Source organism: Pseudomonas sp. OE 28.3, from assembly GCF_014268205.2.
Classification (GTDB): domain Bacteria; phylum Pseudomonadota; class Gammaproteobacteria; order Pseudomonadales; family Pseudomonadaceae; genus Aquipseudomonas; species Aquipseudomonas edaphica.
The window spans coordinates 4344451-4368210 of record NZ_CP077082.1 but is presented as its reverse complement, the minus strand read 5'-3'; the positions used below and the strand labels follow the sequence as shown (position 1 = coordinate 4368210).

Sequence of the window (23760 nt, the reverse complement as noted above, 5' to 3'; positions counted from 1 at the left end):
TCAGACCCCCAACTCTTGACGCTGGCGCTTCAAGTGCTCCGGCATCTCTTTATAAACGTCTTCGAACATGGTCGCGGCGCTTGGAATCTGGCCGCCGGCCAGGGTGCCGTACTGTTCGGCTTCTTTCTGCGCCTTGACCACTTCGGCCTCAAGCTCGGCACTGACTGCCGTGTGCTCTTCTTCGGACCACTGGCCAATCTTGATCAGGTGCTGCTTGAGGCGCGCAATCGGGTCGCCGAGCGGGAAGTGGCTCCAGTCATCGGCTGGGCGGTATTTGGACGGATCGTCCGAGGTGGAGTGCGGGCCGGCGCGGTAGGTGACCCACTCGATGAGGGTTGGCCCAAGGTTGCGGCGCGCACGCTCGGCGGCCCAGGCAGACGCTGCATACACGGCGATAAAGTCGTTGCCGTCCACACGCAGGGAGGCGATGCCGCAACCCACGCCGCGTCCGGCGAAGGTGGTGGCTTCACCGCCGGCGATAGCCTGGAAGGTGGAGATGGCCCACTGGTTGTTGACCACGTTGAGAATCACCGGCGCGCGGTAAACGTGGGCGAAGGTGAGGGCGGTGTGGAAGTCCGATTCGGCGGTGGCGCCGTCGCCGATCCAGGCCGAGGCAATCTTGGTGTCGCCCTTGATCGCCGAGGCCATGCCCCAGCCCACGCCTTGCACGAATTGGGTGGCGAGGTTGCCGGAAATGGTGAAGAAACCGGCGTCCTTGACCGAATACATGATTGGCAACTGACGGCCCTTGAGCGGGTCGCGCTCGTTGGACAGCAGTTGGCAGATCAGGTCCACCAGCGGCACTTCGCGGGCCATCAGGATGCTTTGCTGGCGGTAGGTGGGGAAGCACATGTCGTCGATATTCAAGGCCAGGGCCTGGGCGCTGCCGATGGCTTCTTCGCCAAGGCTTTGCATGTAGAACGACATTTTTTTCTGACGCTGTGCGACCACCATGCGGTTGTCGAAGATGCGCGTCTTGAGCATGGCGCGCATGCCTTTACGCATGATCTCGGCGGATACCCCTTCAGCCCACGGGCCAAGAGCCTGGCCCTGGTCGTCAAGCACGCGGATCAGGCCCTTGGCCAGGTCAGCGGTGTCGGCGGGTTCTACGTCGATGGCGGGTTTGCGCACCGTACCTGCGTCAGTCAGGCGCAGGTAGGTAAAGTCGGTCTTGCAGCCTGGGCGGCCCGAGGGTTCGGGAACGTGCAGGCGCAGTGGTGCATACGGCTGGTTCATGGCTTTCTACGCTCGATCTTGTGAATTTCTTGTAGTGGGCGCGCTAGCTGACAGTCAGTCTCCGGATAGGAGAAATCTTGTCCTACAAACATCATAGGCGTGGCGTAGAAGAATATTTATCTGTGTTTCATTGCGCTCAAGACCATTTGCGGATAAAAAAACTGCATAAACATAATAAACAGGTGATTTTGTCTCATGCGCAAACTGGACCGTACCGATATCGGCATTCTCAATGCCCTGCAGGAGAACGCCCGCATTACCAACGCCGACCTGGCCCGTTCGGTCAACCTGTCGCCCACGCCATGCTTTAACCGGGTGAAGGCCATGGAGGAATTGGGGCTTATCCGTGATCAGGTCACGTTGCTGGACGCCGATCTGCTGGGGCTGCACGTGAATGTGTTCATTCATGTGAGCCTGGAAAAGCAGAATGAACTGGCATTGCAGCAGTTCGAAGGCGCGATTTCTGACCGGCCGGAAGTGATGGAGTGTTACCTGATGGCGGGCGACCCGGATTATCTGATCCGGGTGCTGGTGCCGACGATCCAGTCGCTGGAGCGTTTCATGATGGACTTTCTGACCAAGGTGCCGGGCGTGGCCAATATTCGCTCGAGCTTTGCGCTCAAGCAGGTGCGCTACAAGACCGCGCTGCCGTTGCCGGCTAATGGCATCAGCCTGGGTTCCTGACACAACACAGGACAATTGTGGGAGCTGGCTTGCCTGCGATAGCGGTGGGCCAGTTGACACACGGGTTACTGATGCATCGCTATCGCAGGCAAGCCAGCTCCCACAAAGGAATCGGCGCTTTTTACAGTTGGTTAAGCGGAATCTTCAGATACGTCACCCCGTTTGCTTCCGCCGGCGGCATATTCCCCGCCCGCACATTCACCTGAATCGCCGGCAGCAATAGCGTCGGCATTCCCAACCCGGCATCACGCTGGGTGCGCATCTCTACAAACGCCGCCTCATCCACCCCGTCATGCACATGAATATTGCCCGCGCGCTGCTCGGCGACCGTGGTCAGGCACTTGGCCTCGCGGCTTTCAGGCGGGTAGTCATGGCACACGTACAGTTCAGTCTCCAATGGAAAGGCCAGCAGCTTGCGCATCGACGCATACAACTGTCGCGCGTCACCACCAGGGAAGTCGCAACGCGCGGTGCCTACATCCGGCATGAACAGCGTGTCGCCTACCAGAATCAAACGACCGTCGATCAGGTACGCCATGTCGGCCGGGGTGTGGCCAGGCACATGCAGCGCCTGGGCCTTCAAGTTGCCGATATGAAAGATTTCATCCGGCGCAAACAGGTGGTCGAACTGCGAGCCATCGACGCGGAATTCCGGCTCCAGGTTGAACAGGCTCTTGAAGACATCCTGGACCTTACTGATGGATTGGCCGATGGCGATTTTGCCGCCGAGCGTGCGGCGCAGGTAAGGCGCAGCGGACAAGTGATCGGCATGCGCATGGGTTTCCAGCAGCCACTGCACCTGCAAGCCGTGTTCACGCACGAACGCGATGACTTTATCGGCTTGGTTGGTTTCAGTGCGCCCGGACGCGGGGTCGTAATTGAGTACCGAATCGGCGATGGCGCAGGGGCCGCCATCGTGTTCATAAATGACGTAGGTGAAGGTCGACGATGCCTCGTCCAGAAAGGCTTGAATCAACGCTGGCATGGCGGCGGTCCCCGGAAGCGAAAAAAGTGGTTACAATCAGTTTACGTTTACACATAATGTTTTGAGCTTAAGTGACATAAAGGACCCGAGGCAAATGGAATCTACTCTGAGTGAGGGCGAAGTCGCCCAGTTGCGCGCATCGGCGTCCAAGGCGTGCTCCTTGCTCAAGGCACTGGCCAATGAGGACCGCCTGTTGATCCTGTGCCAGTTGACCCAGGGCGAGCGCAACGTCGGCGAGCTGGAAACCATGACCGGCGTGCGTCAGCCCACACTGTCACAACAGTTGGGCATTTTGCGTGACGAAGGGTTGGTCGCCACCCGTCGGGAAGGTAAATACATTTTCTACGGGCTGGCCAGCCACGAAGTGATTCAAGTGATGAAGACCTTGTCCGGCTTGTACTGCGGCGCGGTCATAAAAAGCTGGGCGTGACGCCATACGGCAGCGACCCTTGTGTGCATTGACGATAAAAGGCAAAAGACCATGACCGAGCAACACTGGGGACCGACCATCAGTGGCGACATCGTAGTCATCGGCGGCGGCTCGGCAGGCATCGGCCTGCTGGCCAGCCTGCTCAAACGCGACCCGCAGCTGAACATCACCCTCATCGAACCTAACGACTACCACTGCTATCAGCCGGCCTGGACGCTGGTCGGTGGCGGCGCCTACGACCTGAAAAAGACCCGACGGCCGTTGGCCGACGTACTGCCCAATGGCGTCGCCTGGGTGCAGGCCGCTGTCGCCGAGTTGCTGCCCGACGAGCAAACCCTGGTGCTCGACAACGGCCAGCGCGTGAGCTGGAACAACCTGATCGTGTGCCCCGGCCTGCGCCTGGCCTGGGAAAAAATCGACGGCCTGGAACAGACCCTTGGGCAGAACGGCGTGACCTCCAACTACAGCTACGAGCACGCGGCCTACACCTGGCAGCTTGTGCAGCAGTTGCAAGGCGGCAAGGCGATCTTTACCCAGCCGGCCATGCCGATCAAATGTGCAGGCGCGCCGCAAAAAGCCATGTATCTGTCCTGCGATCACTGGCTCAAGCAGGGTAACCTGAAAAACATCGACGTCGAATTCAACCTGGCCGGCGCCGCGCTGTTTGGCGTGGCGACCTTTGTGCCGCCATTGATGAAGTACGTGGAGAAATACAACGCCCGCCTGGCGTTCAATGCCAACCTGGTCAAAGTCGATGGCCCGGCGCGCAAAGCCTGGTTTGAAGTCAAAGACGCCGAAGGCAAGGCCACCGTCGAAGAAAAATCCTTCGATCTGTTGCACGTGGTCCCGCCGCAGGTTGCCCCGGATTTTATCCGCCAGAGCCCGTTGGCCGACCCCGCCGGTTGGTGTGAGGTGAACCCGCACAGCCTGCAACACCTGCGCTACCCGCATATCTTCGGCCTCGGCGATGTGTGCGGCACCACCAACGCCAAGACCGCAGCCGCCGTGCGCAAGCAGATCGTGGTGGTGGCCGAAAACCTGCTGGCCCTGCGCAAACAGGCGCCGCTGCCGCTCAAGTACGACGGCTATGGTTCCTGCCCGTTGACGGTGGAGAAGGGCAAGGTGGTGCTGGCCGAGTTCGGCTATGGCGGCAAGCTGCTGCCGACCTTCCCGCTGGACCCGACCCAGGCACGTCGCTCGATGTGGTTCCTCAAGGCCACGCTGCTGCCGTGGTTCTACTGGAACGGCATGCTCAAGGGCCGCGAGTGGCTGACCCGCCTGAGCAAGGTGGATTAAATGCTGCTGGCAAGTCTGTTGGGTTTATTGATGGGCCTGGTCATGGGCCTGACCGGCGCGGGCGGTGGCATCCTCGGAGTGCCGGCGTTGGTGCTGGGGCTGGGCTTGACCATGACCCAGGCAGCCCCGGTGTCGTTGCTCGCCGTGGGCGCAGCGGCGGCGGTCGGCGCCATTGACGGGTTGCGCCATGGCCTGGTGCGTTACCGCGCCGCGTTATTGATCGCCTTGCTCGGTGCGCTGTTTTCGCCACTGGGTGTGTTTATTGCGCACCAGTTGCCCGAACACCTGCTGATGGGCCTGTTCAGCGCCTTGATGGTGCTGGTGGCGTGGCGCATGTTGCAACGCGAAAAGGTCGAGGCCGGGCCAAGCGACCATGGCGCCGCGTCCTGGGGCCAGAAAAACTGCATGCTCAACCAGCAGACCGGGCGCCTGGCCTGGACTGCCAAATGCAGTGCCACTCTGGCCGCGTTGGGTGCGGTAACTGGCGCGGTATCGGGCTTGCTTGGCGTGGGTGGTGGCTTCCTGATCGTGCCGGCGTTCAAGCAACTGACCGATGTGCAGATGCGCGGGATTGTCGCCACCTCTTTGATGGTGATCAGCCTGATTTCGCTGATCGGCGTGGCTGGGTCGATGCAGGCCGGTGTGAGCATTGAGCCGATGGGCTGGGTGTTTATCGGTGCGAGTATTGTCGGCATGTTGGCTGGTCGGCGTTTGTGTTCGGTGATCCCGGCGCGGGCGTTGCAGGTGGGGTTTGCCAGTCTGTGTGTGGTGGTGGCTGCGGGGATGCTGGTCAAGGCTGCGCTTTGATGCTGATGTGCAACACAATTTACATGTGGGAGCTGGGTTGCCTGCGATGGCGGTCTTTTGGTGGTGTACATATCCGTTGCTGCGGTAACGGCTGAGTAGGGTTCCGCTCTTACAGCGGGTCACTTTTGTAAAGACATGTACGGACCGGACACATGGTTGACGGGTGTGCGGGGACATGGTGGACACTTCTCGGCGAAGCCAGCTTCGCCGGGAGGCCATCATGCCCTGGAACACGAGAGACGCCATGAGCCTAAAACAAGAGTTTGTTTCCTTAGCAAAGAAACCCGGCAGTAATAAGCGAGAGCTGTGTCGACGATTTGGTATAAGTCCGCAAACCGCCTACAAGTGGCTAAAGCGTTACGAGGCCGGCGGCTCTGCGGGTTTGCAAGAGAAGTCACGCAGGCCCGCCAGCAGCCCCAAACTGACCCGGGCCGAGCTGGAGGCTGAGGTCGTTGCACTTCGCCAAGATCATCCGGCATGGGGCGGACGCACAATTAGCAGCATGCTGGACAAGCGAATTGCTCCCAGTACTGTCACTAATGTCCTGCACCGGCACAGCTTGATTAAGCCTTCAGAGAAAGAACCAGAGGCCCGGCTGAGATTTGAACATCCTGAGCCCAACGATCTTTGGCAGATGGATTTCAAAGGCCACTTTGCAATGCAGCAAGGCCGATGCCACCCCCTGACCATCCTGGACGATCATTCGCGGTTCAACCTGGCCATCCAAGCGTGTGATAACGAGCGAGGCACCACCGTAAAACAGAAGATGAGCGAGGTATTTGAAACTTACGGTTTACCGGCACGTATCAACGTCGACAATGGCGCGCCATGGGGCTCACCGCGTAATCCTGGCGAGATCACAGAGTTGAGTATTTGGCTGGTGCGTTTGGGAATTCGGATAAGTTTCAGTCGTCCCTACCATCCGCAAACAAATGGGAAAATCGAGCGTTTTCATCGATCACTCAAGGCAGAAGTCCTTAACGGGCGTCACTTTTCTACGCTAGCGGATGCTCAATCAGCATTCGATCAATGGCGTGAAATATACAACCTGCAACGTCCTCATCAGGCGCTGGAATACAAGGTGCCCATGGACCGCTATCGCAGCAGTCCTTGGGCTTATCCGCAAAAGCTACCTGAGTTTGAATACGGACCAGACGACGTGTTAGCCAAGGTTTATCACAGCCGTTTTCGCTTCCAAAAACGCTACTTCAGCATCGCAAAAGGCTTGGTAGGACAGCACATAGCAATCCGCCCGAACGCAGAAAGCGATGGTCTGTTCGACGTCTATTTCTGCCATCACTTTTTGCGAACAATCGACATTAGTAAGCCTGATTATGGTCAATAATGTGTCCACCATGTCCCCGCACATGTGTCAACCATGTGTCCGGTCCGTACATAAAGACACAAAAGTAACCAAAAAGTCTTCGCCCCAACACTCGGTGCCTCGCTATGGCTCGGCATGCCCGCAATCCGCCAGTGATTTGGGGGGCCGCCGCGATGGGCCATCCTTGGCCCAGCGCGGCTAAACCGGCATCCCTGCCGGTTTACCCCCCAAATCCCTGTCGAATTCCGGCCATCGTGTTTGACGGGGCGATTTCAGATCAAGATCACGATCACAAGCGCAGATCAAAAGACCGCTGACTTCGTCAGCGAAAAGGATGTAAGGGCCGGAGCAACAGCAACAGCAACAGCAGAGCCATACTCGGTCTAATGTGGGAGCTGGCTTGCCTGCGATGGCATCAACTCGGTGTACCTGACACACCGAGGTGTCTGTATCGCAGGCAAGCCAGCTCCCACAGAAAAGCAGTTCTTCAGTGCATGCAAATCCGCTTAAGGTTGGATGCGGTCAATTGTGGGAGCGAGCAAGCCCGCCCCCACAGTTTTGACCGTGCCCGCACGAGACATGGCAAGATGAACGCCTCTCAGGTTTACTGGTCCCTGAGTAACGGATTTACCGACCTTGCACGTCGGCTCATCAAGGTCATGCGATGGATAAATACACCCCCCACACTTGGCAACCCCACGAGCGGCCGAGCTTGCCCGGCTCGCCGTCGACGCCGCTGCACCCTACGCACAAGCGTTGGCTGTTTGCGTTGGTCGGGATCCTGGTGGCAATTACCGGCGGGCTCGGCAATGCCCTGGTGATCGCCAACCTGCAATACCTGCAAGGCGCACTGGGCGCCACCACCGCAGAAATGGCCTGGCTGCCGGCTGCTTACGTCATGACCAACGTGTGCATGAACCTGCTGCTGGTGAAGTTTCGTCAGCAGTTCGGCCTGCGGGCGTTTACCGAGGTGTTTCTGGTGCTGTATGCGCTGGTGACCTTCGGCCATTTGTTCGTCAACGACTTGAGTTCGGCGATTGCAGTACGGGCAGCTCACGGTATGGTCGGTGCGGCGCTGAGTTCGTTGGGCTTGTACTACATGATCCAGGCGTTCCCGGCCAAGTGGCGGCTCAAAGCTCTGGTGCTGGGCTTGGGCACTGCGCAGTTGGCGCTGCCACTGGCGCGCTTGTTCTCCGAAGACTTGCTGCAAATTGCCGAATGGCGCGGGCTGTACCTGTTCGAGCTGGGCATGGCGCTGATCTGCCTGGGCTGTGTGTTCATGCTCAAACTGCCGCCCGGCGACCGTTTTAAAACCTTTGAAAAACTCGACTTTCTCACCTTTGCCATCCTTGCCAGCGGCGTGGCGTTGCTCTGCGCGGTGCTGTCGTTGGGGCGTATCGACTGGTGGCTGGAAGCGCCCTGGATCGGCGTGGCCTCGGCCTGTTCGCTGGTGCTGATCATGGCCGGCCTGGCCATTGAGCATAACCGCGCCAACCCCATGTTGATGACGCGTTGGCTCGGCAGCGGGGCGATGATTCGCCTGGCGCTGGCGGTGGTGCTGATTCGCATGGTGCTGTCCGAGCAGTCCACCGGTGCGGTGGGCTTTATGCAGATGTTGAACATGAGCTACCAGCAGATGCACACCCTCTACGTGGTGATGCTGGCCGGGGCGATTGCCGGGCTGGTGGTCAGCGCGCTGACGATCAACCCGGCGCACCTGCTGATGCCGTTGATCATCTCCCTGGCGTTGATGGCCACAGGCTCCGTGATGGACAGTTTCTCCAGCAACCTGACCCGCCCGCAAAACCTGTATATCAGCCAGTTCCTGCTAGGCTTTGGCGGCACATTCTTCCTGGGGCCAACCATGGTGCTGGGCACAAAAAACGTTTTGACCAACCCGCGCAACCTGGTGAGCTTCTCGGTGATGTTCGGCATCTGCCAGAACCTCGGCGGCCTGATTGGCGCGGCGTTGCTGGGTACGTTCCAGATCGTGCGCGAGAAATACCACTCCAGCATGATCGTCGAACACCTGACCCTGCTGGACCCACGCGTGGCGGCACGGGTGCAGAGCGGCGGCTCGGCCTATGGCGGCGTGATCGCCGACCCGGAACTGCGCAACCTCATGGGCATTCGCAGCCTGGCCACGGCGGCCACGCGTGAGGCGAATGTGATGGCCTACAACGACGTATTCATGCTGATCGCGATCATCGCGATCCTCACCATGCTCTGGATCTTCACCCGCAGCCTGTGGCTGATGAGTACCACCAAAGCAGCAGCCCCTCCCGTTCAACCCAGCGGCGTTACTTCATGACCGAAACCACCACCACGACCACGACCAACGCCATCGCCTCCACTCCGGAAGGCACGCCACCACCGGGCTCGACCGTCACGGAGCCGCGCTCGCTGCGAGTGCGCATCATCTCATCGCTGGGTTTTGCCGCGATTGCCATCGTCGGTGTGTTGATCGTGCTGTATGCCTGGCAATTGCCACCCTTCAGCAGTGCGGTGGAAACCACCGAGAACGCCCTGGTGCGCGGCCAAGTGACGATTATCGGCCCTCAATTGAGTGGCTACGTGTATGAAGTGCCGGTGCAGGACTTCCAGTACGTCAAGGCCGGCGACCTGCTGGTGCGCCTGGATGACCGCATCTACAAGCAGCGTCTTGACCAGGCGCTGGCGCAATTGGCAGTGCAGAAAGCCTCCTTGGCCAATGTGGTGCAGCAGCGCAACAGCGCCGAAGCCACCATCAAACTGCGCCAGGCCGCGCTGGTGGACAGCCAGGCCCAGGCGCGCAAAAGCACCGCCGACTTGCGCCGCAATGAAGAGTTGATCAGCGACGGTTCAGTGTCCAAGCGCGAGTTGGACGTGACCCGCGCCGCGAATGCGCAGACCGTCGCGGCGGTGGCTCAGGCCCAGGCCAACCTGGAAATCGCCCGTCAGGACCTGCAAACCGTGATCGTCAATCGCGGCTCCCTCGAAGCGGCGGTGGCCAGTGCCGATGCGGCCGTGGAGCTGGCGCGTATCGACCTGTCCAACACCCGCATCATTGCGCCGCGTGACGGCCAGCTGGGGCAGATCGGTGTGCGCCTGGGTGCCTACGTCAACTCCGGCGCGCAGTTGATGGCGCTGGTGCCGCCGCAGTTGTGGGTGATCGCCAATATGAAAGAAACCCAGATGGACAATGTGCAGGTCGGCCAGCCGGTGACGTTCACCGTGGACGCGCTCAACCACCGCAAGTTTCACGGCACGGTGCAGCATATTTCCCCGGCGACCGGCTCGGAGTTCAGCCTGTTGCAGGCGGATAACGCCACCGGCAACTTTGTGAAGATCGCGCAGCGGGTGCCGGTGCGGATTACGGTGGACCCGGATCAGGCCGAGAGCGAGCGCCTGCGGCCGGGGTTGTCGGTGGTGGTGAGTATCGACACGGCGGGCCGCCTGAAAAACAGCCCACCTTGACACCATGCGGATCAAAAATGTGGGAGCTGGCTTGCCTGCGATAGCGGTTTATCAGGTCCAGGTGTGCAGGCTGACACACCGCCATCGCGGGCGAGCCCGGCTCCCACAGGGTTTTTTGGGGTTATAAAGGTTGGTATTTCAGGGTGAAATTGAGGTGAGTTGACTGGCCTTTTTCCAGCAGCTTCAGGCCGGGCCTGCCCGGCAGGTGATGCGCATTCACCGGATGACTCACCGGCTCGATGCAAAAGAACCCCAACCCCGGCGGGCAGAACAGCAGGAAGTAATCGGCGCCGCTCGCCTGGCACTCCAATGCATAGCCCAGCTCCGGCTGTTCGATGCGGCAACGCCCGTCCCACTGGCAAAACCCATTGTCCACCAGGCCTTGCGGCAGCCCTTTGAGCTGAGTGAAATCCCATTCGGCAGGCACCGGCGCCAGCCCGGTTGGCAGCTTGGACGCATCACTCATCCACACCTGCGAAGCCTTGGCCTGCAACCGCGTGCCGGGCCTTCGTGGCAAATACGGATGCAATCCCAAGCCATGCCACGCGGCTTTTTCGGCCAGATGCGTTACGCGCAACTCGATACTCAGTTCGCCGCCACGTAAGCGAAACCGCTGCTCGGCGCGATAGGCAAACGGCGTGTCGCACACCACCTCCAGCACCACTTCATCCGCCGTCTGGCTGACCACCTGCCACGCCTGTTGCCAGGCCGAACCGTGAATCGGCAGCGGGTCGAGCGGGCTGTTGGGCGTGAGTGCCAGCCAGCCGCCGGGGTTGTCGAAACCGCCGTGGGCAACTCGATTGGACCACGGCGCCAGCGGGTAACACGCCAGCTTGCCCGGCAGCCCGGTGTTCAGCGCAGCTTCGTCGCTATGGCGCAACAGCGGCTGCCCGGTCGCGCGCACCGTCCAGTTGACGAGGCTGCCACCTACGGCCGGGGCGAGGGTGAGATGGGTCAGGCTGTCTTCCAGTTCAATCATCAGAGCACCAGCCCGGGAAGCCACAGGGACAACGCGGGAATGTAAGTCACTGCCATCAATATCAGGAACAGTACCGCATAAAACGGCAGCAGCGCCGTCACGGTTTTCTCGATACTGACCTTGCCCACCGCCGCACCCACAAACAGCACCGCACCCACGGGTGGAGTGATCAGGCCGATCCCGAGGTTCACCAGCATGATCATGCCGAAGTGCACCGGGTCCACGCCAATACCGAGGATCACCGGCAGCAGAATCGGGGTGAGGATCAAGATCAGCGGCGCCATGTCCATCACCGTGCCGAGCAACAGCAGCATCACGTTGATGCACATCAGGATCACGTAGCGGTTGTCCGACAGGGTCAGGAACAGCGTGGTGATTTTTGCCGGGATCTGCATCAGGGTCATGATGTAGCCGAAGCTGGCGGCGAAGGCGATCAGGATCATCACAATGGAAATGGTGCGCACCGTGCGGTGCATCAGCTTGGGCAGCTCACGCCATTTGTAGTCGCGATAGATGAACATGGTCACGAAAAATGCCCACAACACCGCAATCGCGGCCGACTCGGTGGCAGTGAAAATGCCCGAGAGGATGCCACCCAGGATGATCACCATAGCCATCAAGCCCCAGAGCGCGTCGGCGCAGATCTTCAGCGCTTGTTTAAGCGGGATGACCTCGCCCTTGGGGTAGTTGCGCTTTTTCGCGAAGATCAGGCACAACACCATCAGGCATGCACTCATCAGCAGCCCCGGCAACACGCCGGCCATGAACAATGAGGCAATCGAGACCGTGCCGCCGGCCGCCAGGGAGTAGAGCACCGAGTTATGGCTGGGCGGCGTCAGCAAGGCTTGCACCGAGCCGCTGACAGTGACGGCGGTAGAGAACTCACGCGGGTAGCCACGGCGCTCCATTTCCGGGATCAACACCGAACCGACCGAGGCGGTATCGGCCACCGACGAGCCGGAAATCGCGCCAAAAAACGTCGACGCCACGATGTTCACCAACGACAGGCCGCCGCGCACAAACCCCACCAGCACCCCGGCAAATGCAACCAGTCGCCGCGACATGCCGCCTTCGGCCATGATCGCCCCGGCCAGTACAAAGAACGGAATCGCCATCAGCGAAAACTTGTTCACCCCGCCCGCAACCTGAATCATCAAGGCCTGGAACGGGATGTCGATCCACCACGCGCCGATCAGCGCCGACAGCCCGAGGGCGTAGGCCACCGGCATGCCGATCAGGATCAAGGCGATAAAACTGCCCAGCAGCATCAATGCGTCCATCAGGCAGCCCCTTCGTTTTCTTCAACCAGATCAAAGCGCACCACGCGGCGCTGGCTCTGGTCACCGAGCAAGAGTTTTTCCAGCACGAACACCAGCGTCAGCAGCCCGCCGATCGGGATTGGCATATAGGTGATGCCCACGCGCAGGGTGGGGATCGCACTCATGAACTGGTTCCAGGTGGACAGGCACAGCTTGCTGCCCCAGACGGTCATGAACAGGCAGATGGTGGCCATCAGCAGTTGCGTGATAACGCCGACGATTTGCCGTTGGCGCGCTGGCAGGCGGTCGGTGACCACGGCCACCGACATATGCGCGCCGGCACGGTAACTCGCGGCGGCGCCGATAAAGGTGAACACCAGCATCAGCAGGATGGCGGTGGGCTCCGGCCAGCTTGCGCCGGTGCCGAGGATGTAGCGGGCGAAGATGCCCCAAGGAATGATCAGCGCGACCCCGAGGACCGAGAGGCCGGCGACCCAGATGCAGGTCATGTAAATGCGGTCGTTGATGCGCAGCACTAAATTCTTCATGGCGTTCACCGTAACCGGGCGCGTCGATGCCGACCGCGCCGGGCCTGACTATAGGAAAGGGTGATTACTCGACCGCGTCGATGCGCTTGATGATGTCGGCGTAAGCCGCACCGTACTTGGCGCGAACCGCTGCGGTGGCGTCATAGAAGGGTTTTTTGTCGACGGTGATGAACTCGACGCCGGCCTTCTTGAGCTTTTCCTCGCTGCTGGCGGACTTGGCGTCCCACAGCGCGCGCTCATCGGCCTGGGCGGCCTTGGCGGCTTTTTTCACCAGGTCTTGCTGGGCGGGCGTGAGTTTGTTCCAGGTGATCTTCGACATCACGATGGGTTCGGGCAGGATCAGGTGCTCGGTGAGGGTGTAGAACTTGGCGTTTTGGAAGTGGTTGTGCTCCAGCATGGTCGGCGGGTTGTTTTCCGCGCCGTCGATCACGCCGGTCTGCAAGGCACTGAAGATTTCGCCGGTGTCCATGGCAATACCGTTGGCGCCCATCGCGTTGAAGGCTTCGATGAAGATCGGGTTGCCCTGTACACGAATTTTCATGCCCTTGAGGTCTTCGATCTTGCGCACCGGCTTCTTGGTGTAGAGGTTGCGCGTGCCACCGTCCATCCAGGCCAGGGCCACCAGGCCGAACTCGGAGTCGGTGATCTTTGCGAGGATTTCATCGCCGATCTCGCCGTCGATGATTTTGCGCATATGCGCCTGGTCGCGGAACACGAACGGCAAGTTGAACACGTTCACGTCCGGCACCACCGGCCCGACGATGCCGAGGCTGACGCGGGTCATCTGCACCGCACCGACCTGGGCCTGTTCGACCACTTCTTTTTCGGAACCCAGGACACCGCCCGGGAAGTATTTGAAGGTCAGTTCGCCGTTACTTGCCTGAGTCAGGGCCTTGCCCATGTTCTGTTCAGCGACGACGGTGGGATAGCCGGCGGGATGGATGTCGGCGAATTTGATTTCCAGCGCGTGGGCGGCGGTACTGAGGGTAAAGAATGCAGCGGCGAGCAAAGTGCGTTTGAAGTCCATAGGGTGTCACTCCTGTCTTATTGTTGTTGTATTCAAGGCACAGCGATGCAGCTAGAGGGTGAACGTGGGCTCCGGCAATCCGCTGACGCCGGGGTTGAGGGCAAACACGCCGCCGGCGACCGACTGCTCACTGTGGTCATCACGAATCGAGGTGACGAACAAGGTGTCCAGCCGGCTGCCGCCGAAGGCGCACATGGTGGGTTTTTTTACCGGCACGCTGAGGGAGCGGTCCAGACGGCCATCCGGGGTGAAGCGGTGAACCAGCCCCGCGTCGTTGGCGCAGATCCAGTAGCAACCCTCGGCGTCGACTGCCGCGCCATCGGGGCGCCCGAGGAATTGATGCATGTCGATAAATACGCGGCGGTTGGATGGCGTGCCGGTGTCGATGTCGTAATCGAACGCCCAGACCTGCTGCACCAGCGGGTGTGAATCCGAGGCGTACATCGTGCGGCCGTCCGGGCTGAACGCCAGGCCATTGAGGGTGATGAACCCGTTCAGTTGCGCATGCGGCGCGGCGCCTGACGCATAGCGGTACAGGGTGCCTTCGGCCGCATTCAGGCCCATGTTCAGCACCATGCTGCCAGCCCAGAAACGGCCCTGGCGATCGCAGCGGCCATCGTTGAGGCGCATGTCCGGGCGTGGGTGCTCGATGCTCGCCAGAGGCGTGGTGTCGAGGCTGCCGTCGTTATGTGGGGTGAGTTGGAAAAACCCGCTTTCCATGCCCGCGACCCAATTGCCCGCGTCGGTGCGGGCAATACAGGCGAGCATCTGCGGGGCTTTCCAGGCGGCGACGTGGCCGGTGGCGGCGTCCCAGCGTTGCAGGCCGCCGTTGGGGATGTCCACCCAGTACAGCGCGTTTTCCTGCGGCACCCACACCGGGCATTCGCCCACGGCATTGCGGGCGTCGACGATCAGTTCAGCGGTCATGGCAACTCATTCCCTTGGGTTGATGTGCGTTCAGTCACCAAACGGCCCCGCGGCGCAGAACGCGCCGCCCTGGTAGACCGCGGCCGGGTCATCGGCGGCCACTGGCGGCTGGGCTTCGACCTTGGTGCGGTACACCTCGGAGCTGTCCTTGGGCACAAAACCCAGGTGCGCGGCGTAACGGTTGTCCCACCAGGTGTCGAGGTTATCCGACATGCCGTAGACCACGGTGTGGCCGACATTCGGCGTGTACAGCGCGCGCTCGAGCAGTTGGGTCAGGTCATCGAAACTCAGCCAGGTGTGCATCATCCGGCGGTTCTGGGGTTCCGGGAACGAGGAGCCGATGCGGATACTCACGGTCTCGATGCCGTAGCGGTCGAAGTAGAAGCTGGCCATGTCTTCGCCATAGGATTTGGACAGGCCGTAGTAGCTGTCCGGGCGGCGCGGGGAGTGGGCGTCGATCTGTTCGTCTTGCTTGTAAAAGCCGATCACATGGTTGGAACTGGCGAAGATCACGCGTTTCACGCCATGACGGCGGGCGGCTTCGTAGATATGGAAAACACCGCTGATGTTGGCGCCCAGCACTTCTTCGAAAGAGCGCTCCACCGACACACCGCCGAAGTGCAGGATGGCATCGACGCCTTCCACCAGTTGGTGCACAGCCTGTTTGTCGGCCAGGTCACAGGGTTGCACTTCTTCGAACTCACCGGCCGCCGGGGCCATGTTGGCGATGTCCGACAGGCGCAATACCTGGGCATAAGGGCGCATGCGTTCGCGCAAGACTTTGCCCAGGCCGCCGGCGGCGCCGGTGAGCAGCAGGCGGTTGAAGGGGACAGGCGTGGTGGTGGTCATGGGAATTCCATTGTTGTTGTAGGTTGTCGTATGACTTGGTGGAAGTATCGTTTTGGACTCCCTGGGTTGTCAACGCCCTTGCAGGCAAGCCAGCTCCCACACAAGCGGGCTGCTACACATGTCAGTGCCTGCAGGGAGCGCGTTACAGCAACGAGATCGGGTAGCTGACAAAGATCCGATTCTCATCAAACTCGTTGTTGCTGAAATCCCGACGCATGGTCGAGTTGCGCCAGCGCACATTCAAATCCTTCAGTGTGCCGCTCTGCACCGTGTAGGCCAGCTCCGACTCGCGGCCCCATTCCTTGCCGTCGGTGATGGCGCCAGTGTGTACGTTATTGCCGCTGATATACCGATTCATCATGGTCAGCCCCGGAATGCCGAGCACCACGAAGTTGAAGTCATGGCGTATCTGCCAGGATTTTTCCTTGGCATTGTCGTAGCTGGCGTTGTAGCTATCGTTGGCCAGGGTGCCGCCGCTGGTGCCGTTGACCCTCATCCACACGCTGTCGCCGGTGAGTTTTTGCAGGCCGACATAGAAGGCGTTGCCTTTGTATTTGGCCGAGAGCAGGGCGGAATAGGTTTTGTTATCGAGGTTGCCGGCCAGGGCGCTGCCGTCCTCCTTGCCATTGAAGAACCCCAGGTTGGCGCCAAACGTCCAGTCGCCGACCGGCTGGCTGTGGGTCAGGTTCAGGTATTGCTGCTGGTAGATGTCGGTGAGTTCGGCGTACCACACGCCGACCTGGGTGCGTTTGTCGTTGAAGGTGTATTCGCCGCCGCCGAAGTTGAAACGGTCCGAGGTGAACGCGGCTTTGCCGTTCATGAACATGTCTTCCATGCTCCCATCGTTGCGTGGGCTATTGCCGCGAAATTGCCCGCCGTAGAGCGTCAGCCCGGTGATTTCATTGGAGGTTACCTGGCCGCCACGAAAGGTCTGCGGCAAGGAGCGGCCGTCGTCCGAGCGCAGGATCGGCAGCACGGGCATCCATTCGCCAACTTTCAGTTCGGTTTTGGACAGCCGGGTTTTCAGTGCCACGCCCAGGCGTCCGAAATTGTCGGCAGGGCGGCCATCTCTGTCGAGCGGCAACAGTTGGGTGCCGCCGGTGCCTTTACCGCCATCGAGCTTCTGAGAATACAGGCCGAGTACGTCAATCCCGAAGCCCACGGTGCCTTGGGTAAAGCCGGATTTGGCGTCGAGAATGAAGTTCTGCGTCCATTCTTCGGCCTTGGCCTGTGGGTACGTGGGGTTGGTGAAATTGCGATTGAAGTAGGCATTGCGCAGGTTGAGCGTGGCTTTGGCATCGTCGATAAAGCCTTCTGCCTGGGCGCTGAGGGGCAGGGCGAGTGCCAGGCTGCTGAGGCTGATAAGACCGAGACGCGAGGAGGAATTGCGGGCGAATTGAGGCACAGTGAAGCTCCCTTCCATTTTGTTGTTTTTATTATTTGTTATACGTTGTCGTACAACATTGCGAGGGATATTTGCGGGGTTTTCGGGGGCTGTCAAGCAGAAGTTATACGATGACCAAGTGCGCATCGATGAAAAGCGGGCACGGTCCATGTGGGAGCTGGCTTGCCTGCGATGGCATCGACGCGGTGTAACTGTGGGGCCGCGGTGTCTGCATCGCAGGCAAGCCAGCTCCCACAGAGATCTTCAGCCGGCCATCACCATCGGTGGCAAGGTGCCCAGCAGGGACACCGCGGCTACTGCTGCAATACCCAGCAACCATTCGAGCATCACACTGGCTTTCAAACTGCCCACTCGCTCCTCACAGCGCTCGATACGCAACCGGTTCAAGAGCGCCAGCGCCAACATACCCAGCACCAGCAGCACCTTGATCAACAGAATCAGCGCAAACCCGTTAAACAGCGGCGTGGGCCACAGCTGCCCGGTCAGCACGCGAACATTGATCAAACCCGTAACCAGCAAACCGGCAACCAGGCCATAACCTAAGCCGCTGAAGCGCTTGAGGATCGGCTCCAGCGCAGGCTTTGGCGACAGCCGCAGAATCAGCACCAGCAGCAACAACCCGCCCAGCCAGGCGCCGACGCACACCAGGTGCACCACTTGATTGAGGATCAGCAATTGGCCGCTCAGCCCATTGAGCATGGCGCCATGGCCGACCGGTGCCAGCGTCGCCAGCAGCAGTGCGGTCAACGGCAGGCGCAAGGCCGGCCAGGGTTTGAGCAACACCACTACCAGCAGCAGGTTCAGCAACAGATGCCAGACCCACACCTGGCCGAAAAAGGTTTTGCCCAGCACCAACTGTACGGTGGCCGGTTGCAGCGCCGCGTCCCAGCTGCCCGCCATGCTGGCGGTGATCAACAGCAGCCAGGCCACGCCGGAGAACAACCCCAGCCAGGCCAGGGCGCGGGTGATGCGCAGCAGTTGTCGGTCGAGTACCGGTTGCACTTCGTTGCCCAGCAGCCAGGGCCTGAAGGCACAGGCCCCGAACATCAACAGCACGACGATGAAATGCACGAAGCGGCACAGCACCAGCAGGGTTGCCATGGGTTATTGGCCGACCTTGAAGGTGTACTCACCGTTGCTCTTGTGGGTGTCGACCGAGACGGCGTTCCACACCACTTTGTAGTTGCCGGCGGCCAGCGGCGCGGCGGGTGTGACCACCAGGGTTTTCTTGTCGGCGTCCGGGGTTTCCAGGCCTTTGATGGCGAGTTCGGTGCCGTCTTTGCTCAGGGACACTTTGGTGAAGGTGGCCTCGACGCCTTCGCTGAAGGTCAGGCGCAGGTCGGCGGGCGCAGCAACCGTGCTGTCTGCCGCCGGTGTCGAACTTTTGAGATGGGCGTGGGCAAATGCCGCAGAGGCGCCCAGCAGGGAAGCGAGCAGGGTGACAGTGGTGAGGGCTTTCTTGATCAGCATTGTTCAGTACCTTCAAGTGAGTGAGTCGGTAATGCCATGTGCAACAAGGGAAAGGGTTTGCCTTCGCCATCCAGCGGCGAGCGCGCGACCTGGATAAAACCATAATGCAGATAGAAACCCACGGCCTGCGGGTTTTGTTCGTTGACGTCCACGGTCAGCGTGTCATGACGGGCGCGGGCGTGGTCGAGCAATTGGCGGCCGACGCCCTGGCCGCGGCGCTCGGGGTCGATAAACAGCATTTCGACGTTATGCCCGCCAGTGCCGATAAAACCGGCGATACCGTGGTGGTCTTCATACACCCACACGTCGAGGGCCGGCATTGGCAGGTAGGCGTCGCGCACCAGCGGCAGCAAACGCTGGATGTCGTCCTCGGGGAGGAAGTCATGGGTGGCTCGCACCGAGCGCTCCCACAGTGCGCCCAGCACCGGGTCGTCGGCGGCCACGCGAGGTCGAATAGTCATTGCAATGATCCTTCAAGTGGACCGCGATCCTAACCAATCCGTTTTTGGCGGGAAAGGTTCGGGTAGGAAGTTTCATCACTCGGCGGCCAACCGCAGCCTTTTTATCCTGTACATATCGCTGTCTGCGTGGCTGAGCAGGGTATCGGCGTCTGCACCGTCGGCCGGATAAAACGCCACGCCCACACTGCACGACGGCATCTTGACCGGGCCAAACTCAGCGCCCAGCGGCTCGGCCATGGCCGCGAGAATTTGCGCGACTTTGGCGCTAACCGTTTCGTGTGACTGCACATCGGTCAGCAACACCGTGAATTCGTCGCCGCCCATGCGCGCCACCAGGTCGCTGTCACGCACGCAGCGTTCCAGCCGCCGTGCAATCACGCAGAGCACGCGATCGCCCACCGCGTGGCCATGCACATCGTTGATGCCCTTGAAGTCATTGACGTCCAGAAACAGCAACGCCAGCCGGGTGTTATGACGCTGTGCGGTGTGCAGGGCCGACGCCAGGCCATCGTTGAACAACGAGCGGTTGGTGAGCGCCGTCAGCGGGTCATGGTGGGCGAGGAAGCGCAGTTCCTCCTCGGCCTGGGTGAGCGCCGTCACGTCGCGCGCCACGCCGATGCGCGCGCCGACTTCTTCGGACCAGAACGCTGCCCACAGGATGTGCACCACGCTGCCATCCTTGCGCAGATAACGGTTGCGAAAATCCACATGGGGCCGGCCATTCATGACCCGCACAATCGAAGCCCGCGTGCGCGCCAGGTCTTCGGGGTGCATGTAGTCGGTAATGGGCGTGCCGGTCAGTTCATCGGCGCGGTAACCGAGCAGGGCTTCGCAGGCATCGCTGACAAACACGATCAGGTTGTCACTGTCGACCACGAAGACCGTGTCCAGCATCAAGTGGATCAATTTCGGGTAGAGGGCGTGCAGGTCAACGGCCATAGGTCAGGGGTGTCCGGTTCAGATGCGCCGATCATAGCTCGATCACGCAGGCTGACGCCTTGGAATACTGCGGGCTTTGAAGCGCTGGCGCCGATCTGGCGATCAATGGCGTGTAGCCTAATGAGGCGGTTCATGATGTGATGGTTGAAAATGAATTGTATTTAAAAGTGACTGGGGCTCCATCATCCATGGGCAATCACAAGATCGGTATCCGGCGCAGCAACGTCGAGAAAATCCTGCTGGCGGCAGAGAAAGTCTTTGCCGAGAAGGGCTATGGCAGCACCGCCATGGCCGATATTGCCGAAGAAGTGCAACTGCCGCGCTCCAACCTGCATTACTACTTCAGCACCAAAAGCGAGCTGTACAGCGCCGTGCTGTTCGACCTGCTGGACCTGTGGAAGCAGGACGCCCTGAGCTTTGAAACCTTCGATGACCCGCGCGTGGTGCTCAGCAGTTACATCCGCGCCAAGATGCAGCGCTCACGCACGCGGCCGCATGGTTCGAAAGTCTGGGCGAATGAAATCATCCACGGCGCGCCGACCCTCGGTGAGGCGCTGGACGAAAGCCTGTACGACTGGGCCAAGATGAAGGAGGCGAAAATTCGTCAGTGGGTGGAAGACAAGCGCATCCTGCCGGTGGAGCCGTCGAGCCTGCTGTATATGATTTGGGCCTCGACCCAGCACTATGCGGACTTTGATCACCAGGTGAAGATCTTGAATGATCACCAGCCGTTGTCGGACAGGCAGTTCGAGAAGGCAATCCAGACGGTGACCAGTGTGATTTTGCGTGGGATTGGCTTGGAGCCTTGATGATCGTTCCCACGCTCTGCGTGGGAATGCCTCACTGGACGCTCTGCGTCCGCTCTTGGGACGCGGAGCGTCCCTGGCTGCATTCCCACGCGGAGCGTGGGAACGATCATTTCAAAAGGTAACTTACACAGCCTCGCGGTAAGGGTTACGCGGATCCTGCGTCCAGTTCAAAAACGGCTTGCCCGTTTCTATCGGCACCATCTCGATGCAATCGGCCACCGGGCAAGTGATCTGGCACAAATTGCAGCCAACACACTCATCATCAATCACCTCGTATTTGTGCGTGCCGTCCGCCTGCTTCAAGCTGGCAATCGCCTGGTGCGAGGTGTCCTCGCAGGCAATATGGCAACGCCCGCAGCCGATACACGCCTCCTGATCGATCTTGGCAATTACCTGATAGTTGATATCCAGGTACTTCCAATCCGTGGTATTGCCCACCGCCCGCCCGGAAAACGCCTGCAGGCTGGCGTAACCCTGGCTGTCCATCCACCGCGACAGCCCGTCCTTCATCTCTTCCACAATCCGAAACCCATGCAGCATCGCCGCCGTGCACACCTGCACCGCGCCGCAGCCCAGGGCGACAAATTCCGCCGCGTCGCGCCAGTTGCCAATGCCGCCGATGCCGCAGATCGGCAGCCCTTGGGTCTGCGGGTCGCGGGCGATTTCGGCGACCATGTTCAACGCAATCGGCTTGACCGCCGAGCCGCAATAACCGCCATGGGTACTTTGCGTGCCGACCACCGGCAGGGCGACCATGCGCTCCAGGTCCACACTGGTGATGGAGTTGATGGTGTTGATCAGCGACACCGCATCCGCGCCGCCGCGATACGCCGCGCGTGCCGCCACGCGGATGTCGGTGATGTTCGGCGTGAGCTTGACGATCACCGGCAGCGAGCAGTAGGTCTTGCACCAGCGCGTCACCTGTTCCACATACTCCGGCACCTGGCCGACCGCTGCGCCCATGCCGCGCTCGGGCATGCCGTGGGGGCAGCCGAAGTTCAGCTCGATGCCATCGCAACCGGTGGCCTCCACCAGCGGCAGGATGTTCTTCCAGGACTCTTCAACGCACGGCACCATCAGCGACACGATCAATGCGCGGTCGGGCCAATCCTTTTTCACCTGGGTGATTTCCTTGAGGTTGATCTCCAGGGAGCGGTCGGTGATCAACTCGATATTGTTGATGCCCAGTACCTCGCGGTTGGCGCCATAGTGCGCCGAGTAACGGGAAGATACGTTGACCGCCGCCGGGTCTTCACCGAGGGTTTTCCACACCACGCCGCCCCAGCCGGCTTCGAAGGCGCGGACCACGTTGTAGGCCTTGTCGGTGGGCGGCGCGGAGGCCAGCCAGAACGGGTTGGGGGCTTTGATACCGGCAAATACAATCGAGAGATCGGCCATTACGCAGCCTCCACGTTCAGCATGAGTTGGGCGTGCATGGCTTCGGCGGCCAGCTTGCCGTGTTGCACCGCCTGCACGGTGAGGTCCTGGCCGAGGCTGACGCAATCGCCACCGGCATAGACGCCTGGAATGCTGGTTTGCAGCTGCTCGTCGACGAAGATGCGTTCGCCCACGCGGTGCAGTTGCTGAGCCAACGGGTCGTGCAGCGCCTCGTTGTCAAAACCCTGGCCGATGGCTTTGAAGATCGCGTCGCAGGCCAGTTCAAAGGTCTCGCCAGTGGGGAGCAGGCGACCGTTCTCCATGTGCGTGCGCAAAAAACGCATGCCGCGCACACGGCCTTGATCATCCAGCAACACTTCATCCGGTTGAGCCCAGGTCAGCAGCCGTACCTGATTGGCCTTGGCAATCTCTTGTTCATGGTGAGTGGCGCCCATGTCGGCCAAGCCACGGCGGTACACCAGGTTGACATCGCGGGCGCCCAGGCGGGCCATTTGCACGGCCATGTCGATGGCGGTATTGCCGGCGCCGAGCACGATGCAGCGGTCGGCCAGCGGCAGTTGGCTCAAGTCATCGGCCTGGCGCAGTTCGCGGATATAGTCGGTGGCGGCGAGCAGGCCGGGCGCATCTTCATGGGGCAAGCCCAGCTGTTTGCTGGCGGCAAGGCCGAGGCCCAAGAATACCGAATCGAATTGCTGATGCAGTTCGCTCAACGTCAGGTTGCTACCCAGGCGCTGGCCGTGACGGATCTCGATGCCGCCGATCTGCAACAGGAAATCCAGCTCCTTTTGGGCAAAATCATCCACCAGCTTGTATTTGGCGATCCCGTATTCGTTCAGGCCGCCAGCTTTTTCCCGTGCTTCGAAAATCACCACGTCATGGCCATGCAGGGCCGCGCGGTGTGCGCAGGCCAGGCCCGCAGGCCCGGCGCCGACCACGGCGATGCGTTTGCCGGTCGGTGCAGCGCGCTGGAACGGGTGTTCGCGAAAGTGCGCGTTGTCGATGGCGTAGCGCTGCAACAGGCCGATCAGCACCGGCGCGCATTCTTCGGCGTTATTACGCACGCAGGCTTGCTGGCACAGAATCTCGGTGGGGCACACGCGGGCGCAGCTGCCGCCGAGGATATTGGCCGAGAGGATTTTCTGCGCGGCGCCCTGCACGTTCTCGGTGTGGATATTGCGGATGAACGACGGGATGTCGATTTCGCTGGGGCACGCATTCACGCAAGGCGCGTCGTAGCAATACAGGCATCGCGAGGCTTCCAGCTGCGCCTGGCGGGCGTTGAGGGGCGGCGCCAGGTCGGTGAAGTGGCTGGCGAGTGTCGGCCCATCTTCATGGGGATGGGGGAGGTGGGTCAGGGTCTGGATCACGGTTTTGGCCTCACGGTTTTTTTGGGATTGCCTCTGGCGGGCATTTTTGTTGCCTGTACCGGCCTCATCGCAGGCAAGCCAGCTCCCACATTTGAATGTGTTCG

Annotated in this window: 23 protein-coding genes; 8 read left to right on the top strand and 15 right to left on the bottom strand. The window is 60.7% G+C overall.

The features are described from left to right. Positions 1-1236, bottom strand: a complete 1236-nt coding sequence (locus HU759_RS19520) for a 3-methyl-2-oxobutanoate dehydrogenase (2-methylpropanoyl-transferring) subunit alpha (RefSeq protein ID WP_017136256.1) — start codon at positions 1234-1236, stop codon at positions 1-3. Between the two features lie 195 nt (positions 1237-1431). Here HU759_RS19520 and bkdR point away from each other — a divergent pair, with 195 nt between their 5' ends. After that, a complete protein-coding gene (bkdR, locus tag HU759_RS19515; RefSeq protein WP_017136255.1) occupies positions 1432-1920 on the top strand; it encodes a Bkd operon transcriptional regulator BkdR in 489 nt (162 codons plus the stop codon). 121 nt (positions 1921-2041) lie between these two features. Here bkdR and HU759_RS19510 read toward each other — a convergent pair whose 3' ends face one another. Continuing rightward, the gene (locus HU759_RS19510) at positions 2042-2905 is read right to left on the bottom strand and encodes an MBL fold metallo-hydrolase (RefSeq protein WP_170040873.1); all 864 of its coding nucleotides are present in this window, start codon (positions 2903-2905) and stop codon (positions 2042-2044) included. Between the two features lie 94 nt (positions 2906-2999). Between HU759_RS19510 and HU759_RS19505 the strand changes: the two genes are divergently transcribed. The 6 genes from HU759_RS19505 (at position 3000) to HU759_RS19480 (ending at position 10218) form a co-directional block, all read left to right on the top strand. Beyond that, positions 3000-3335, top strand: a complete 336-nt coding sequence (locus tag HU759_RS19505; RefSeq protein ID WP_017136253.1) for a metalloregulator ArsR/SmtB family transcription factor — start codon at positions 3000-3002, stop codon at positions 3333-3335. 51 nt (positions 3336-3386) lie between these two features. Then, entirely contained in the window at positions 3387-4631 is a 1245-nt protein-coding gene (locus tag HU759_RS19500; protein WP_170040872.1) for an FAD/NAD(P)-binding oxidoreductase, read from the top strand. Then, positions 4632-5438 (top strand): sulfite exporter TauE/SafE family protein, encoded by an 807-nt coding sequence (locus tag HU759_RS19495; RefSeq protein ID WP_017136251.1) that lies wholly within the window; start codon positions 4632-4634, stop codon positions 5436-5438. Positions 5439-5658: 220 nt separating this feature from the next. Further along, entirely contained in the window at positions 5659-6783 is a 1125-nt protein-coding gene (locus HU759_RS19490; protein WP_017135449.1) for an IS481 family transposase, read from the top strand. Between the two features lie 643 nt (positions 6784-7426). Beyond that, positions 7427-9073 (top strand): MFS transporter, encoded by a 1647-nt coding sequence (locus tag HU759_RS19485; protein ID WP_017136435.1) that lies wholly within the window; start codon positions 7427-7429, stop codon positions 9071-9073. Further along, a complete protein-coding gene (locus tag HU759_RS19480) occupies positions 9070-10218 on the top strand; it encodes an HlyD family secretion protein (protein ID WP_017136436.1) in 1149 nt (382 codons plus the stop codon). Before HU759_RS19485 ends, HU759_RS19480 begins: the two co-directional genes overlap by 4 nt. A 121-nt stretch (positions 10219-10339) precedes the next feature. Here the strand turns inward: HU759_RS19480 and HU759_RS19475 are convergent, their stop codons facing one another. From HU759_RS19475 to HU759_RS30020, 11 genes are all read right to left on the bottom strand, one after another. Beyond that, positions 10340-11197, bottom strand: a complete 858-nt coding sequence (locus HU759_RS19475; protein WP_099550002.1) for an aldose 1-epimerase — start codon at positions 11195-11197, stop codon at positions 10340-10342. After that, a complete protein-coding gene (locus HU759_RS19470; protein WP_170040743.1) occupies positions 11197-12477 on the bottom strand; it encodes a TRAP transporter large permease in 1281 nt (426 codons plus the stop codon). The genes HU759_RS19475 and HU759_RS19470 overlap by 1 nt, the downstream gene beginning before the upstream one ends. Beyond that, positions 12477-13004 carry a TRAP transporter small permease gene (locus HU759_RS19465; protein ID WP_017136439.1) on the bottom strand — a complete coding sequence of 176 codons (528 nt, stop codon included), beginning with the start codon at positions 13002-13004 and terminating at the stop codon, positions 12477-12479. The genes HU759_RS19470 and HU759_RS19465 overlap by 1 nt, the downstream gene beginning before the upstream one ends. Positions 13005-13068: 64 nt before the next feature. Beyond that, entirely contained in the window at positions 13069-14031 is a 963-nt protein-coding gene (locus HU759_RS19460) for a TRAP transporter substrate-binding protein (RefSeq protein ID WP_170040744.1), read from the bottom strand. A 51-nt stretch (positions 14032-14082) separates the two neighbouring features. After that, positions 14083-14958 carry an SMP-30/gluconolactonase/LRE family protein gene (locus HU759_RS19455; protein WP_170040745.1) on the bottom strand — a complete coding sequence of 292 codons (876 nt, stop codon included), beginning with the start codon at positions 14956-14958 and terminating at the stop codon, positions 14083-14085. Positions 14959-14988: 30 nt separating this feature from the next. Next, complete coding sequence (locus tag HU759_RS19450; protein ID WP_170040746.1) at positions 14989-15807, bottom strand: NAD(P)-dependent oxidoreductase; 819 nt, start codon at positions 15805-15807, stop codon at positions 14989-14991. 142 nt (positions 15808-15949) lie between these two features. Further along, on the bottom strand, positions 15950-17212 hold the full coding sequence (locus HU759_RS19445) for an OprD family porin (protein WP_170040747.1): 1263 nt from the start codon (positions 17210-17212) through the stop codon (positions 15950-15952). Between the two features lie 243 nt (positions 17213-17455). Beyond that, positions 17456-18313 carry a copper homeostasis membrane protein CopD gene (gene copD, locus HU759_RS19440; RefSeq protein WP_017136444.1) on the bottom strand — a complete coding sequence of 286 codons (858 nt, stop codon included), beginning with the start codon at positions 18311-18313 and terminating at the stop codon, positions 17456-17458. A 3-nt stretch (positions 18314-18316) separates the two neighbouring features. Further along, positions 18317-18682, bottom strand: coding sequence for a copper homeostasis periplasmic binding protein CopC (gene copC, locus HU759_RS19435; RefSeq protein WP_017136445.1), 366 nt, complete (start codon positions 18680-18682; stop codon positions 18317-18319). Then, on the bottom strand, positions 18676-19143 hold the full coding sequence (locus HU759_RS19430; RefSeq protein ID WP_017136446.1) for a GNAT family N-acetyltransferase: 468 nt from the start codon (positions 19141-19143) through the stop codon (positions 18676-18678). Before HU759_RS19430 ends, copC begins: the two co-directional genes overlap by 7 nt. Positions 19144-19218: 75 nt before the next feature. Then, a complete protein-coding gene (locus tag HU759_RS30020; RefSeq protein WP_017136447.1) occupies positions 19219-20082 on the bottom strand; it encodes a GGDEF domain-containing protein in 864 nt (287 codons plus the stop codon). A 188-nt stretch (positions 20083-20270) separates the two neighbouring features. Between HU759_RS30020 and HU759_RS19420 the strand changes: the two genes are divergently transcribed. Then, the gene (locus HU759_RS19420; RefSeq protein ID WP_017136448.1) at positions 20271-20891 is read left to right on the top strand and encodes a TetR/AcrR family transcriptional regulator; all 621 of its coding nucleotides are present in this window, start codon (positions 20271-20273) and stop codon (positions 20889-20891) included. Positions 20892-21014: 123 nt separating this feature from the next. Here the strand turns inward: HU759_RS19420 and preA are convergent, their stop codons facing one another. Together preA and HU759_RS19410 are read right to left on the bottom strand one after the other, a co-directional pair. Continuing rightward, complete coding sequence (gene preA, locus HU759_RS19415; protein WP_017136449.1) at positions 21015-22289, bottom strand: NAD-dependent dihydropyrimidine dehydrogenase subunit PreA; 1275 nt, start codon at positions 22287-22289, stop codon at positions 21015-21017. Then, a complete protein-coding gene (locus HU759_RS19410) occupies positions 22289-23656 on the bottom strand; it encodes an NAD(P)-dependent oxidoreductase (protein ID WP_099550009.1) in 1368 nt (455 codons plus the stop codon). Before HU759_RS19410 ends, preA begins: the two co-directional genes overlap by 1 nt. Positions 23657-23760: the final 104 nt, after the last annotated feature.

Bases quoted from the DNA above. Each gene is read 5' to 3' on its own strand.
- HU759_RS19480 (WP_017136436.1), top strand. From the start codon at position 9,070: ATGACCGAAACCACCACCACGACCACGACCAACGCCATCGCCTCCACT.
- HU759_RS19470 (WP_170040743.1), bottom strand. From the start codon at position 12,477: ATGGACGCATTGATGCTGCTGGGCAGTTTTATCGCCTTGATCCTGATC.
- HU759_RS19420 (WP_017136448.1), top strand. From the start codon at position 20,271: ATGGGCAATCACAAGATCGGTATCCGGCGCAGCAACGTCGAGAAAATC.
- HU759_RS19510 (WP_170040873.1), bottom strand. From the start codon at position 2,905: ATGCCAGCGTTGATTCAAGCCTTTCTGGACGAGGCATCGTCGACCTTC.
- preA (WP_017136449.1), bottom strand. From the start codon at position 22,289: ATGGCCGATCTCTCGATTGTATTTGCCGGTATCAAAGCCCCCAACCCG.
- HU759_RS19465 (WP_017136439.1), bottom strand. From the start codon at position 13,004: ATGAAGAATTTAGTGCTGCGCATCAACGACCGCATTTACATGACCTGC.
- HU759_RS19460 (WP_170040744.1), bottom strand. From the start codon at position 14,031: ATGGACTTCAAACGCACTTTGCTCGCCGCTGCATTCTTTACCCTCAGT.
- HU759_RS19520 (WP_017136256.1), bottom strand. From the start codon at position 1,236: ATGAACCAGCCGTATGCACCACTGCGCCTGCACGTTCCCGAACCCTCG.
- HU759_RS19475 (WP_099550002.1), bottom strand. From the start codon at position 11,197: ATGATTGAACTGGAAGACAGCCTGACCCATCTCACCCTCGCCCCGGCC.
- bkdR (WP_017136255.1), top strand. From the start codon at position 1,432: ATGCGCAAACTGGACCGTACCGATATCGGCATTCTCAATGCCCTGCAG.
- copD (WP_017136444.1), bottom strand. From the start codon at position 18,313: ATGGCAACCCTGCTGGTGCTGTGCCGCTTCGTGCATTTCATCGTCGTG.
- HU759_RS19450 (WP_170040746.1), bottom strand. From the start codon at position 15,807: ATGACCACCACCACGCCTGTCCCCTTCAACCGCCTGCTGCTCACCGGC.
- HU759_RS19500 (WP_170040872.1), top strand. From the start codon at position 3,387: ATGACCGAGCAACACTGGGGACCGACCATCAGTGGCGACATCGTAGTC.
- HU759_RS19495 (WP_017136251.1), top strand. From the start codon at position 4,632: ATGCTGCTGGCAAGTCTGTTGGGTTTATTGATGGGCCTGGTCATGGGC.
- HU759_RS19505 (WP_017136253.1), top strand. From the start codon at position 3,000: ATGGAATCTACTCTGAGTGAGGGCGAAGTCGCCCAGTTGCGCGCATCG.
- HU759_RS30020 (WP_017136447.1), bottom strand. From the start codon at position 20,082: ATGGCCGTTGACCTGCACGCCCTCTACCCGAAATTGATCCACTTGATG.
- HU759_RS19430 (WP_017136446.1), bottom strand. From the start codon at position 19,143: ATGACTATTCGACCTCGCGTGGCCGCCGACGACCCGGTGCTGGGCGCA.
- copC (WP_017136445.1), bottom strand. From the start codon at position 18,682: ATGCTGATCAAGAAAGCCCTCACCACTGTCACCCTGCTCGCTTCCCTG.
- HU759_RS19485 (WP_017136435.1), top strand. From the start codon at position 7,427: ATGGATAAATACACCCCCCACACTTGGCAACCCCACGAGCGGCCGAGC.
- HU759_RS19490 (WP_017135449.1), top strand. From the start codon at position 5,659: ATGCCCTGGAACACGAGAGACGCCATGAGCCTAAAACAAGAGTTTGTT.
- HU759_RS19455 (WP_170040745.1), bottom strand. From the start codon at position 14,958: ATGACCGCTGAACTGATCGTCGACGCCCGCAATGCCGTGGGCGAATGC.